This is a genomic window from Dictyobacter halimunensis (genome assembly GCF_036245075.1).
Genome location: NZ_BSRI01000001.1, coordinates 1,054,834 through 1,067,276 on the forward strand (window position 1 = coordinate 1,054,834; position 12,443 = coordinate 1,067,276).

At 52.2% G+C, this 12,443-nt stretch carries 11 protein-coding genes; 3 read left to right on the forward strand and 8 right to left on the reverse strand.

Going from position 1 to position 12,443, the window contains the following annotated elements:
- The first annotated feature begins 140 nt into the window (after positions 1-140).
- On the forward strand, positions 141-1,274 hold the full coding sequence (locus tag AABA21_RS04180) for a Gfo/Idh/MocA family protein (protein WP_338247731.1): 1,134 nt from the start codon (positions 141-143) through the stop codon (positions 1,272-1,274).
- A gap of 17 nt (positions 1,275-1,291) precedes the next feature.
- Positions 1,292-2,269 carry an alpha/beta hydrolase family protein gene (locus AABA21_RS04185; protein WP_338247732.1) on the forward strand — a complete coding sequence of 326 codons (978 nt, stop codon included), beginning with the start codon at positions 1,292-1,294 and terminating at the stop codon, positions 2,267-2,269.
- A gap of 57 nt (positions 2,270-2,326) precedes the next feature.
- Here the strand turns inward: AABA21_RS04185 and AABA21_RS04190 are convergent, their stop codons facing one another.
- The 5 genes from AABA21_RS04190 to AABA21_RS04210 all read right to left on the reverse strand — a co-directional run bounded on the left by AABA21_RS04190 (position 2,327) and on the right by AABA21_RS04210 (position 7,705).
- The gene (locus AABA21_RS04190) at positions 2,327-3,091 is read right to left on the reverse strand and encodes a DeoR/GlpR family DNA-binding transcription regulator (RefSeq protein WP_338247733.1); all 765 of its coding nucleotides are present in this window, start codon (positions 3,089-3,091) and stop codon (positions 2,327-2,329) included.
- 330 nt (positions 3,092-3,421) lie between these two features.
- Positions 3,422-4,657: a Gfo/Idh/MocA family oxidoreductase gene (locus tag AABA21_RS04195; protein ID WP_338247734.1), complete on the reverse strand. Its 1,236-nt coding sequence runs from the start codon at positions 4,655-4,657 to the stop codon at positions 3,422-3,424.
- Positions 4,658-4,693: 36 nt separating this feature from the next.
- Positions 4,694-5,446, reverse strand: a complete 753-nt coding sequence (locus AABA21_RS04200; RefSeq protein ID WP_338247735.1) for a glucosamine-6-phosphate deaminase — start codon at positions 5,444-5,446, stop codon at positions 4,694-4,696.
- A gap of 70 nt (positions 5,447-5,516) precedes the next feature.
- Complete coding sequence (gene nagA, locus AABA21_RS04205; RefSeq protein WP_338247736.1) at positions 5,517-6,689, reverse strand: N-acetylglucosamine-6-phosphate deacetylase; 1,173 nt, start codon at positions 6,687-6,689, stop codon at positions 5,517-5,519.
- An 11-nt stretch (positions 6,690-6,700) separates the two neighbouring features.
- On the reverse strand, positions 6,701-7,705 hold the full coding sequence (locus AABA21_RS04210) for an ROK family protein (RefSeq protein WP_338247737.1): 1,005 nt from the start codon (positions 7,703-7,705) through the stop codon (positions 6,701-6,703).
- A 336-nt stretch (positions 7,706-8,041) separates the two neighbouring features.
- On the opposite strand from AABA21_RS04210, the gene AABA21_RS04215 reads away from it, so the two are divergent.
- Positions 8,042-9,463 (forward strand): MFS transporter, encoded by a 1,422-nt coding sequence (locus AABA21_RS04215; RefSeq protein ID WP_338247738.1) that lies wholly within the window; start codon positions 8,042-8,044, stop codon positions 9,461-9,463.
- A gap of 26 nt (positions 9,464-9,489) precedes the next feature.
- On the opposite strand, the gene AABA21_RS04220 is transcribed toward AABA21_RS04215, so the two are convergent.
- Genes AABA21_RS04220 through AABA21_RS04230 form a run of 3 tightly spaced genes read right to left on the reverse strand, consistent with a single transcriptional unit; the run spans position 9,490 to position 12,352 of the window.
- A complete protein-coding gene (locus AABA21_RS04220; protein WP_338247739.1) occupies positions 9,490-10,554 on the reverse strand; it encodes an SIS domain-containing protein in 1,065 nt (354 codons plus the stop codon).
- A gap of 4 nt (positions 10,555-10,558) precedes the next feature.
- Positions 10,559-11,410 carry a carbohydrate ABC transporter permease gene (locus tag AABA21_RS04225; RefSeq protein WP_420917093.1) on the reverse strand — a complete coding sequence of 284 codons (852 nt, stop codon included), beginning with the start codon at positions 11,408-11,410 and terminating at the stop codon, positions 10,559-10,561.
- 39 nt (positions 11,411-11,449) lie between these two features.
- Entirely contained in the window at positions 11,450-12,352 is a 903-nt protein-coding gene (locus AABA21_RS04230; protein ID WP_420917129.1) for a carbohydrate ABC transporter permease, read from the reverse strand.
- Positions 12,353-12,443: the final 91 nt, after the last annotated feature.

A 12,443-nucleotide genomic window follows, 5' to 3' on the forward strand; every position in this document is an offset into this window, starting at 1 on the left:
CGTTGCACAATCTCTCCGTCTTTGGTCGTTGTGTAAGCTACCCGGTTTTGCAATCATCATACTGAACACGGAGTTAGAAGTGTGCAGCGTCATGCATTCTTTCGGCATATGTACAGGATAAAAAGAAGGAAGAAAAAGATATGAAACTGGGCGTCATAGGCTACGGTGCAAGAATCAGCTGGATTGTTGAGCTTATTCGGAAGCAAGCTCCCGAATGCTCTGTGGCCGCCGTGGTGGATGTAAGAAAAGAAGGGATTAAACGAGGCGTACGCGGCCAGCATGTTGAGGATGCTGTGTTATATGAAACGCCAGATCACATGTTCGACAATGTTCACCTGGACGGCGTTTTGATCGGTACACACTGCTCACTGCATACGCCAATGGCCCTCAAGGTGCTTCCACACGGAATCCCGCTGTATCTAGAGAAACCGGTGGCAATTACGATGGAGGATCTCGTACGGTTAAAACGTGCATCCGAAGTATCCACTTCCCCTGTCGTCGTTTCATTCCCACTGCGGGTCACGTCGCTCGTGAAGCTGGTCAAGGAAATTATAGGCTCGGGTACCATTGGGACGGTGGAACATGTACAGGCATTTAACAACGTGCCGTATGGCGGGGTCTATTTCCACAGCTGGTACCGCGACGAAAACGAAACCGGTGGCCTGTTTTTGCAAAAAGCAACACATGATTTCGATTATCTTACCTATGTGCTCGGCTACAAGCCAATAACTGTTTGTGCAATGACGTCGAAGCAGGTGTTCAAAGGGACAAAGCCCGCAGGTTTGAAGTGTATTGAATGCGACGAGAACCAGGTCTGCGCAGAGAGCGCGCTGCGTCCGGAAAACGCTTCCAGCGGGGAGTACTGTTGCTTTGCTACCGATACCGGCAACGAAGACTCTGGAAGCGCACTGGTCCGTTACGATACAGGCATGCACCTTTCTTATTCACAAAACTTTATGGCTCGCAGGAAAGCAGGAACCCGCGGCGCACGCTTCATCGGCTACAAGGGGACCGTCGAGTTCGACTTTTATAGCGGCGTCGTGAAGGTGTATATGCACCATATCCCCCAGGTTCGGACCTATGAGGTAGACAGCGGCGAAGATCATTTCGGTGGGGATGCAGAGCTTGTTCGGAACTTTATCGACGTCATGCATGGTAGGGCGCAATCGATTGCGACCCTGGAAGAAGGCATGCAGAGCGCTCTCTTATGCCTGGCTGCAAAAGAATCGGCCCAGACATGCCAGTTCCAGTCGATAGATTACGAAGCCGTTTAAATAGGGGAAAAACGAAAATGCGAGAGAATATCGATAGCAATGAGCAGATACGTCAACAATTTTTAGAAAAGCTGGGTACGCCTCCTCAAAGCTGTGCACTCAATATACAAGTACTCGAACGCTATGAGACAGACGAATATAGACGTGAGCGCATTCGCTATACGGCCAGTCCCGGCGTTGACGTTCCCGCATATCTGTTCTTTCCACGCAAAGCGCCGGCGCAGCGACTTCCTGCAGTACTCTGTATCCATCAACATAGTGGCGAATTTCACCTGGGGAAGAGTGAACCAGCCGGGCTAGCGGGAAACGCCAACCTGTTTTATGGGCTTGAGTTATGCCAACGCGGGTATGTCACACTCATGCTAGATCTGGAAGGCTTTGAAGAGCGGCAAAGTACAGCAGAAGATAGGCAGCGATGGGAACAGACGAATAAGAATGTCCTTGCGGAAGAACGGTATGAGCGCTTTCTCGCGATGCATTATTTGCTCACAGGAAGTACGCTACAGGCTCGCTATGTCTGGGATCTCTCACGTGCGGTTGATGTGCTCTGCACGTTACCCGAAGTCGATGCCAATCGCATTGGTACCATTGGACATTCGCTGGGGGGACAGGAAGTCTGCTGGTCGCTGCTCTTTGATCGACGACTCAAAGCGGGCGTGTGCTCCTGTGGAGTGGGCACATTTGCTACGATCTTGCATCATGGGATCAACCATAATTTTGCAGCATACGTCCCGGGTCTTCTAAGCGTTGGTGATGTCGATGCGTTGATCAGTTCGATTGCTCCGACACCATTGATGATGACGGCCGGAACACAGGACTGGATTTTTCCCATTGATGGGGTACGCCGCATCGGGCAACAGGCGGCCGAGGCGTATGCGCAACAAGGGGTGCCCGACGCGTTCCGCTTGAGAGAATTTGCAGGTGGACATGGCTTCCCAACTGAGGTGCGTGCAGAGGCGTATCAATGGTTAGATCGCTGGCTACAGCACGAATAACTGCGGCAAGGGCGTGATTCAATTCAGCATCAGCAGGATCACGCCCCCTTTTACATGCTAGACCTGAAGGACGGTGATACCTGCTTCACGTAAGCGCTTGATCGTTTCCGCCGGCGTCTGATCATCAGTCACGATCTTATGTACCGCTGTAATCGGGGCAACCACACCCGTCGCAACCTTCCCGAACTTGGTATGATCGGCAACCAGTATTACCTCATGGGCGAGCTGAATAATCTGCCGGTCCGTCATCGTCTCCAACAGGTTGTCATTGGTCAGACCATCATCCACGCTTACCGCACGCATGGACAGGACAACTTTATCGGCTCGCAGTTCTTTTAAGGTTTGCTCCACAATATAGCCGATCATGGAAAGTTCTGAGTGGCGTAACACGCCGCCGGTGATAATCACATTGATGTCCGGGTAGCCCGCCAAAAAGTAAGCCACGTTGATGGCATTGGTGATAACGGTCAGATCCTTCTTATCCTTCAGATTACGAGCGACTTCCAGCGTTGTTGTGCCTGAGCCCAAGAAAATTGTTTCACCGTCCTGGATCAATTGGGCGGTTGCCCGCCCGATGCGTCGCTTCTCCTCGTGATATTCCGCACTACGCTGCACAATTGGTGGCTCTGGTGTGGCTTGCTCTACAATACTGGCACCGCCATGTGCGCGCTGTATCCTTCCCATTGCCTCTAACTTCTGAAGATCCCGCCGAATCGTCGGCTCACTCACACCAAAATGCTCGCTTAATTCAATGACCCTGACATGCTGACGTTCTTTAATCATTTGTTCGATCTGCCGCAATCGCTCGACATATAATTGCATATACCCTCACAAAGCGTTATTTGAAGCATCTGGTAACTGTCTGTATGGTGCGCATACCACACTGGACGTGGACGGTCTCTGCTGTACGTCTCTGACAGATACACAGGCAATCGCCTGAATCAATCATCTCTCTATTCGAGCAGAGGGCATACTACTTAAAATCAATCAAAACCGATCAATCATGCTACATAGCTGCTCGTCGATTATAGTCTACGCTTTTCTACATTGTCAAGAAAATCATCATTCCTGAAGATTTTTTGCCCACCCTGATTCTACTCATAGGCGAAACCCTTGTAGATGGGGCAAGAAACTCCTCTGCGCGCCAGCATGTCAGCCGTTACCACCAGGCCTCTGAATCATATCCTTAATAGCTATAGATCTTCCTTCTTTCATCGAGCGATTCGCGGCAAAACCAATCGCATTGGACATGGCTCCGTCCCAGGAACTGGCTTGCTGGTGAAGCGCGTCAGGCACATCACCTCGGAAGAGCATTCTTTGTAACTGTTCATCACTGCCTCCGTGCATTCCCTGGAGCACAGGCACTTTCACCGTAATCTCTTCCTGCTTGCGGTTATACATTCGTAGTTTGTAGATGTGTTCTCCAGCAAAAGGACCAATCGCGCCATGGAGATTCTCGGCCTCCAATCGCCCTTCGCTGCCATTGATCGATACTTTAAAGCCCTCATAAGGCGAATAGGCGGTCAGCGAATAACTCATTACCGCGCCACCGGAATACCGTGCGTTCAGGCTCACAGAATCTTCGATATCAATCTCATCGGAGAAGACACATGCATCTCGATAGTAGCCGTCGACATCTTCGCTTTCCAGGTACATTTCCCGCATGTCGCCCCTGGCGATATCAAAATAGAACTCACATGTGTTTTTATACTGGCAGGTCAAGCAGCGCTCCCCTCGTTGTTCGCGGGTCGGACCATAAAAGCGCAGCGTCCCAAAGGCACAAACTTCCACCGGCTCTTCTTCCAGCAGCCAGTTAATGACATCGAAATGATGAGTCGACTTGTGAACCTGAAGGCCGCCAGAGTTTTCTTTTCTGCGGTGCCATCTGCGGAAGTAGTCCGCGCCATGGCTCGTATCCAGAAACCACTCGAAATGCACACTGAAAATCTGCCCGATTATCCTTTGTTTGAGAAGTTCCTTCATACGCATGACCAGGGGCTCAAAACGCATGTTAAACGTTACCGTCACGTTCCTTCCGGTGCGTCTCTCAGCCTCAAGAATGGCATTGCATTTTTCCTCATCAATGGTCATTGGTTTTTCCGTAATAACGTCGCAACCCATCTCCAGCGCCTGAATGATGTACTCATGATGATAGCGGTCGATCGTCGTGACAATAACGATGTCCGGTCTGGCATCACAGACCATTTCTTCAAAACTCGCATAAACGGAAAAACCACCACCGTACTTCTGCTGCAACAATTGGGCCCGCTTATAGTTGGGGTCATAGACCCCAACCAGTCTTGCAACATCTGCATATTTTTCGGCTATAGGAAGAGCAAACATCGATGTCCCCCTGCTGCTCGCCCCGACAATTGCATACTTCTTCATACCATCTCCTTAAACTGCTTGAACCAGGGTTTGCGCCTACCTCTCGCCTCTTAGTTCCGGCTGGTCAACGAGTGAGGCAGAATGGGTGTCAAGAAAGAGCGTATAATTCGGATGCGTTTTCAAGATGGTTGCGGGAACGTCTCTGGTGACCTCATTCTCAAAAAAGGCGCGTATGGCCCGGGCTTTCGCCTGGTGAGGAACCGATGAGATGATAACCTTGCTTTGCATGATCTGGTGGACGGTCATACTAATCGCCTGACGGGGCACATCGTCGACTGAGGCAAACCAACCTTCTCCTACCTGCTGCTTCTTGCAGTTCTCGTCCAGATTCACCACAATATACGCTTCTGTGGTGTCGAAGTCGGCCGGGGGATCGTTAAAGGCGATATGCCCATTTTCTCCAATGCCGATAAGCGCAAGATCTATGGGCTCTTTTGCGATTTCGCGACTGAGCATCTCAATATGGCCCTTGATATCTTCCTCGCCATTTACATAATGCACCTTCTCTATCGGGACCTGATCCACAAAACGCTCTTTCAGATATTTTCGGAAGCTGGCCGGATGGCGATCGGAAAGGCCGACATATTCATCCAGGTGAAACATCTCAACCTTCTCCCACTCGATGTCCATCTTCACCAACGCTTCTAGTGTCTCAAACTGTGAAGCTCCTGTCGATAAGACCAATCGTGCCTTGCCTTTTGCTGCTATCTGCTCGTTGATGATGTTCGCGGTGAGCGCAGCTGCCGCGCGCCCCAGTTCCTGAGCATTCCCACAAATGGTGACTTGCATGTATAGCTCCTCTACAACAAAATGATGCGCACTCTCCTTTATTTCTGAGTGCGCAGGAAACATGCCGGCTCTACTGGCTCAATACCTCAGTGGCCTGGTACACGACATTGCCCAGTACAATCGTCGCTTGTACCTGTAAATTCTGGTCCAGCAGGACCAGATCAGCGAGGTAATCAGGCAAGATCGATCCCAGATCGGCATCCAGACCCAGCGAGCGGGCCGGCACGCTGGTCGCCATCGGCAAGGCTTCCACCAGCGGCAAGCCCGTGGCCTTCATCACGTTGCGTAGCGCCTGGTCCATGGTCAGGGTACTGCCCGCGAGACTATTGCCATGCGTCAAGCTGACAACTCCTTGCCTGACGGAAACACTCTGTCCACCCAGATCGTATATTCCATCTGGCAGTCCAGCCGCCCGTATCGCGTCGGTAATCAGGACGGTACGTGCGGTTCCCTTCGCTCTGACAAGAAGCTTGACTACCGCCGGATGAAGATGGATCAGGTCAACAATCACCTGGGCGTAAATGTCATCACAGCTCAATACCGCGCCAACCGTTCCTGGCGTACGGTGATGCAATCCTGCCATGCCATTAAAGGTATGACAGGCCTGCGTCAAGCCCGCTTTGACGGCTTGCATCACGTCGTCATACGAGGCGGCAGAGTGCCCAACCGCGACCACCGCACCCTGGGAACGTGCGTACTCAATCAGCGCCAGATTTTCGGCTTTTTCAGGGGCCAGGCTTATCAGACGGATATTATCCTGTGCGAAAAGCTGCGTATATTCCGCTCGATCGGCCGGACGAATATGTTGAACCGGCTGGGCCCCCGGGTGAACCTCGCTCAAATACGGCCCTTCCAGGTGAACACCAAGAATACGTGCGCCCCGCTGGTAGCTCTGCTGACACTGCGCGACATTCGCGATTGCCGCAAGCAGCGCAGTGTGCTCGGCCGTGACCGTTGTAGGGAGAAAACTGGTAACACCATGGGCGGCAAAAAATTCCGCCATCCCATGCAACGCCTCGGGCGTTGCATCCATCGTATCGTAGCCGGCCGCGCCATGCACATGGACATCAATAAAACCCGGTACGATAGTGCACCCGCTGGCATCAACAACCGCCGCGTCCGCCGGGTATGTATTATCCGAGCGAATCTCTGCAATCCGCTCCCCCCTCACAACAATGGCGGCCTCCTCGATGACCTGCTGAGGGGTAACAATGCGAGCGTTTTTTATGACAAGTGTTTTCATTGTTCACACCTTTAGATCGTCTCGGGTGAGGCAACCAGCGCAGCCGCACCCAGAATACCAGCATCCTGCTTTAAACCCGTCAGACGAACAAGCTGCGCGTGATAGATGTCCCGAAAAATAGGAGATTGTTCCGCTTTACGCGCCACCCTCGCCTGAACAGCATCCATCAATATTTCTACTTGGGCCAGCCCTCCACCCAGCACGACAACCTGAGGGTCAAAGGACAAGGACAGCAAGTAAATGGCGTGGGCTATATGTTCCCCCGCCTCAGTGATAATGCGCATTGCCAGGCCATCACCCTGACTGGCCGCCTGGCATACATGTTCCGCCGTGAGCTCAGAGCCCCGATTGAGCACCTCCTGCAAGGAAGATGGTGAGCCCGACGCTACCGCGTCCCGAGCGCTGCGGGCAAGAGCCGGGCCAGCCGCTAGCGCTTCCAGGCACCCCTGCGCTCCACAACGACACGGCGGTCCATCAGCAACAAAAATTGCATGGCCAATCTCTCCAGCCAACCCATTGGTCCCCCGGTACAATTGTCCGGAGATCATCACCCTGGCCGCGATGCCGGTTCCCAGAATCAGGTACACCAGGTTTGCGGTTCCCCGACCCACACCATACAGGTATTCACCCAGGGCCGCCGCATTGACATCATTCTCGACCCGGCACGGCACGGCCAAATCCGCTTCTAGCTGGCGCTTAATCGGTACATCGCGCCAGCCGAGGTTGACCGCAAATACACTGACGCCGTTTTCCACGTCGACCTTCCCTGGAATGCCCAGGCCCACACCACGAATATGCGCGGGACTCACACCAGCCGCTTGTATAGCACTACGAACCGCATGCGCAACGGTACGCAATGTGGCCTCAGGTCGGCTGGTATCGGTAGAAAATTGTACACGCCCATACACCTGACCCAGAGCATCCACCACACCGGCCGCAATTTTTGTCCCGCCCACGTCAACTCCGATAACAAGCGATCCTGGATCATGGGCAACCACTGATGTCTGTATATCCATTACTCACCTTACTCTTACGTTTGGCCCTCCTGCATAAACAGGTTACTGGACGGACCTCCCTCATTTGGCAAACGATAAATCTGATGTTCATTATGCCCAAATATCATTCATGAAACAATCAAATATTTGATCGTTATTGTTCTATCTACCATTATTATTTTCAACTGTCAAGGCTTTGATCATGGTCATCTCCTGTGTTCACGCCGTCATTGACAACAAGCCGTTCTCAGACCTATAATCGAAAGGAATCAATCACCAAAATGATCAAATATATTTCTTTAAGGCGGAGGACTGTTTATCCCGTTGAAAAGGTGGTCATCATGGTTATCCCCATTCATGCGGGCCCATAGCTCAGACACAGGCACAAGCCATGCGAAAAAATGGGGCATCCTGCACATTATTAACCTGGGCACGCTCATGGCAACACTGGACGTTGGTATCATCAATGTGTCCCTGCCCACAATGGCAAGAGAATTCTCTATCTCTCTGGCACAAATTCAATGGGTCGCAACCGCATATCTGCTGACAATGGTCACCTTATTACCCTTTTTGGGCAAATTATCAGACATCTGGGATCGGCGAAAAATCTATAGCTATGGCTTTCTCCTTTTTAGCATAGGTTCCCTCTGTACCGCCTTATCGCAGGGGCTCATCAGCATTCTCGTGTCCCGCTGCCTGCAGGGCATCGGAGCAACGATGATCATGGCCAACAGCCAGGCAATGCTCCGCCAGGTGTTCCCCAATCACGAACGAGGGCGTGCACTTGGTATAAATGCCGTCGTTATTTCAACGGGAACGCTCGCCGGACCGGCCATTGGAGGGCTCCTGCTGGAATTCGTCAACTGGACATGGTTGTTTGCGATCAATGTGCCAATCGGGCTGGCAGCCTTCCTGCTCGGTCTGCGCTGGTTTCCCAGGGCGAAGATCAACAATGCTCGCACATCGTTCGATATTGTGGGCTCTTTTCTGCTTGCCGGTGGGACCAGCGTGCTCATCTTTGCGACGGAGACCAACGCAAAGGGTGGAGGATTTACACCAGCGATGCCCTTTGTGGGTGGGGTGGGAATAGCATTGTTGGTAGCTCTCTGGCTCTACGAGCGGCGTATCACCTACGGCATCCTGGACCACGAATTGTTGCGCCAACCTAAAATAGTGCTCGGCAACGCCGGTTCCTTCTTCATCAATGTTTCCCAGACTGCCACAATGATCCCGATTACCTTCTACCTGCAGGGACGACTGGGCTTTGCACCGTGGGTTACCGGTCTGCTTCTGATCCTGCAGCCGCTGCTGATGGGGGTTGTCGCTCCCTTCGCAGGATGGTTCCGTGATAGATATGGAGGCTTTTTCCCCATTACCATCGGGCCTCTATTCTGCGCCGCATCCATGTTGTTTGTGGCGTGCGCCCATCACGTGTCTGCGCTCGACATAAGCCTCCAACTCGCCCTGTTCGGAGTCGGTATCGGACTTTTCCAGACGACGAATAACGCGGAAATTATGAGTGCCGCGCCCGATGCGAAAATCAGCCTGGCCAGCAGCTTACTTGCGATGATTCGCTACCTCGGTCAGATTGCTGGCATCGGGCTTGCGACACTGCTGGTCGGATCCATGGGAGCGCAGAACAGGGCGAATGCGACGATAAACATCCAGTTACAGATTTTATTCTGGATCTGCTTGCTGGGCTGTTCTGTCGTGACCGTGCTCGGACTCCTGCGACCACGCGACAAACCACAGTTCAACAAGATCACCGAATCCGATTGAATCGCTGGCAAAGGGTAAGGCTCACGTTATTTCGCCCCGTCGAGCACCACAACGGCCGTCAGGTTATGCGGAGCATCAGGCGTCTGGCCATTTGCCCGCGCCCTGTAGTATCCCATCAACTGCAGGAGCGGGAGATAGAGCACGCCTCGATTCTCTTCTGGCAGCCCCGAGTTGAAGACAATCGCCTGATTCACCTCCGCCGCGGACACATCCTGCTCGGAAAGGGCAAGTGTTTGGGCACCAAGCGCGCGCATCTGGCGCAGGACGGCAAGCTCATAGTCCCGTGCGGTGTCAGACAACAGGCCCACGACTAATGTCTGCTCGTTCACCATCGACATCGGCCCATGCCGGAACTCCATAAAATGGAACGCTTCTGAGATAGAGAGGGACATCTCCTTCATCTTCAAGTTTATTTCTGAGGCCAATCCGTATTGCAAACCTGAGCCCAGGAAATAAAAGCGGTTGATGTGCCTGTCTTCTCCCAGACGCTTGACCAGATCGTGATAGGTGGCAATCAACTGCTCACCGAGATCCGGTAGTGCTCGCATACGCTCAAAGAGTGACGCATCTTCCAGCGCAGTTGCGGCCTGAGCAGCCAGCAGCATGGCGCTAAAAGAGCGGGTCTGCACAACGCTCTGCTCCTGCCCCTCATGGATCACCAGAGCCAGGTCGCTCAGACCCACCAGTTCCGCCTCAGGATAACAGCCAATGGTGATCACAGGTCCCCGATGCTGCCGCTTAAATGCCTGCGTGGCGCGGATTGTCTCTGTCGTATGCCCCGAGCGAGAAATAGCCAGCAACATCGGATGACTTCCAGGCACCACAACGGTTTCTGGAAAGAATAGCAATTCTGAGGCTGGTACCGCACGAGCGCGCACACCCAGTTGTTTTTGCAGAAGGGGAGCAACAGCTTGTGAGAGATAATACGTTGAACCGCAACCAGTCACCACGATATCGGAGTACTGATCTGCCCTCCAGTACGCCTGGATGGTGTCCCTTTTCGACTCCACAACCTCTAACGCCGCTTGCCACGCTGCTGATTGCGTCAGAATCTCACGCAATGTATGCGACTCGTATTCCCCTGTGATCATATCCTTATCCTTTTGTTCCAGTGATCGCAATGCCTTCGATAAAGTTCTTTTGAAAAATGATAAACATCACCAACATCGGCCACGATGCAAGTACCGCCCCGGCCATCAGAACCGGAAAATCCGTACCGTGTTCCCCCTGTAAAGAAGCCAGTCCGACAGTCAATGTCATCTTATCCGTTGAATCATTCACAACCAGCGGCCAGATCAGATCATTCCAGGACCATAGCACGGTTAGAATTGCCAACGCGATCAGGGCAGACTTCGCCAGCGGTAGAATAATATGCCAGTAGATTTGCAAATGATTGGCACCATCCAGGCGCGCCGATTCATCAAGTTCCCTGGGCAGACTCATAAAAAACTGGCGCAATAAAAATGTCCCAAAAGAGCTGAACAGGCCGGGTACGATAAGCGCCTGTATCGAATTGAGCCAGTGCAAATCTTTCATGATCAGATATTGCGGCACCAGAAAGACATAACTGGGTACCATCAGGACTGAGAGCATGAGGATAAACAGAATGTTACGTCCGGGAAACTCAATACGAGCAAACGCATACGCCGCCAGAGAACAGAAAACCAGTTGCCCCAGCGTACGCCCCAACGCCATGAGAAATGTATTCTTATAAAACGTTAGAAAAGGTAACGTGGAGATCGCATTCGTATAATTTCCCCACTGAGCCTGTGCAGGAAAGAATATCAACGGCACGTGCATCGCTTCCGTGAGCGTCTTCAGGGAAGTCAGAACCATCCAGAGAAACGGCACGACAAAAAACGCCGCCCCGATAATCAGAATCACGTGCACAATCCAGTACGGCTTCCCTTTCCCGGTAGTCTTTTCTATCGTTGTGCGTCCAATCATTGAGCGCCTCCTCGTGTGAACTCTCTGTGGAAGGGGTAACTAATCATAATGCACCCAGCGTTTTTGTAATCGCAACTGGACAATCGTTACCACCAGGATGATCACAAAGAGAAATACCGCAATGGCCGATGCATACCCCTTGTCATTGTCAATAAAGGCATGCTCGTAATACAGGTATACAACAGTTTCACCTGACGGCAGAGCGGGGCTATTCTGCCCCAACATCAGAAAGATCAGATCAAACACCTGAAATGCATTGATCAACGATGTGACGGTCACAAAGAATATCGTGGGGGACAACAAGGGCAGAGTAATGTGGAAAAACTTGTTGATCGGGCCAGCTCCATCAATGGCGGCGGCTTCTGTATATGTGCTGGAGATACCTTGCAATCCCGCCAGAAAGAGCACCATGTTGTTGCCAACGGCGCCCCAGATGGCAACCATGATGATAGCATAGAGTGCTGTCGCTGGATTCGTTAACCAGCTCAAGCCGTGGATATGAACCAGGCTCAAGAGAAAGTTGATCAAGCCATAATCGCCGTTATAGAGCCATTGCCAGATGATCGCAATCGCCGCTGGTATAGTCACCACTGGCAGGAAGTAGAGCGTGCGATAGACACCCACACCACGAATCTTCTGGTTGAGCAAGGTTGCAAAAAACAGCGAGACGACGATTCCTCCACCAACGGAGAGCACTGTATAAATCAGGGTATTGCGTAAGGCACCACCGAGCTCTGGATCACTGAGCATGCTTTGATAATTCGTCAAGCCGTTCAGAGTATATTTGCCAAAGGCTCCCCATTGCGTAAAGCTAAAGAAGAAGGTTTGGAACACCGGCCAGATGTAAAAGATGAGCAAGCCGATCATCATCGGGGCAATCATCGCATAGGCCCACAGGGCATCTCTCAACCAGAGCCTACGCGTGGATCGCTTCCTCACCATTGGCGGGATAGCCTCTGTTCTCTGCGCCTCTCCTGTTCTTGTCATTCCCAAATGCCACCTCCGTCAGTTGTGGATAGGCTCGCTCACTGGC

Coding starts and splice junctions, on each gene's coding strand:
- AABA21_RS04180 (WP_338247731.1), top strand. CDS start 141: ATGAAACTGGGCGTCATAGGCTACGGTGCAAGAATCAGCTGGATTGTT.
- AABA21_RS04215 (WP_338247738.1), top strand. CDS start 8,042: ATGCGGGCCCATAGCTCAGACACAGGCACAAGCCATGCGAAAAAATGG.
- AABA21_RS04220 (WP_338247739.1), bottom strand. CDS start 10,554: ATGATCACAGGGGAATACGAGTCGCATACATTGCGTGAGATTCTGACG.
- AABA21_RS04225 (WP_420917093.1), bottom strand. CDS start 11,410: ATGATTGGACGCACAACGATAGAAAAGACTACCGGGAAAGGGAAGCCG.
- AABA21_RS04230 (WP_420917129.1), bottom strand. CDS start 12,352: ATGGTGAGGAAGCGATCCACGCGTAGGCTCTGGTTGAGAGATGCCCTG.
- AABA21_RS04185 (WP_338247732.1), top strand. CDS start 1,292: ATGCGAGAGAATATCGATAGCAATGAGCAGATACGTCAACAATTTTTA.
- AABA21_RS04190 (WP_338247733.1), bottom strand. CDS start 3,091: ATGCAATTATATGTCGAGCGATTGCGGCAGATCGAACAAATGATTAAA.
- AABA21_RS04210 (WP_338247737.1), bottom strand. CDS start 7,705: ATGGATATACAGACATCAGTGGTTGCCCATGATCCAGGATCGCTTGTT.
- AABA21_RS04195 (WP_338247734.1), bottom strand. CDS start 4,657: ATGAAGAAGTATGCAATTGTCGGGGCGAGCAGCAGGGGGACATCGATG.
- nagA (WP_338247736.1), bottom strand. CDS start 6,689: ATGAAAACACTTGTCATAAAAAACGCTCGCATTGTTACCCCTCAGCAG.
- AABA21_RS04200 (WP_338247735.1), bottom strand. CDS start 5,446: ATGCAAGTCACCATTTGTGGGAATGCTCAGGAACTGGGGCGCGCGGCA.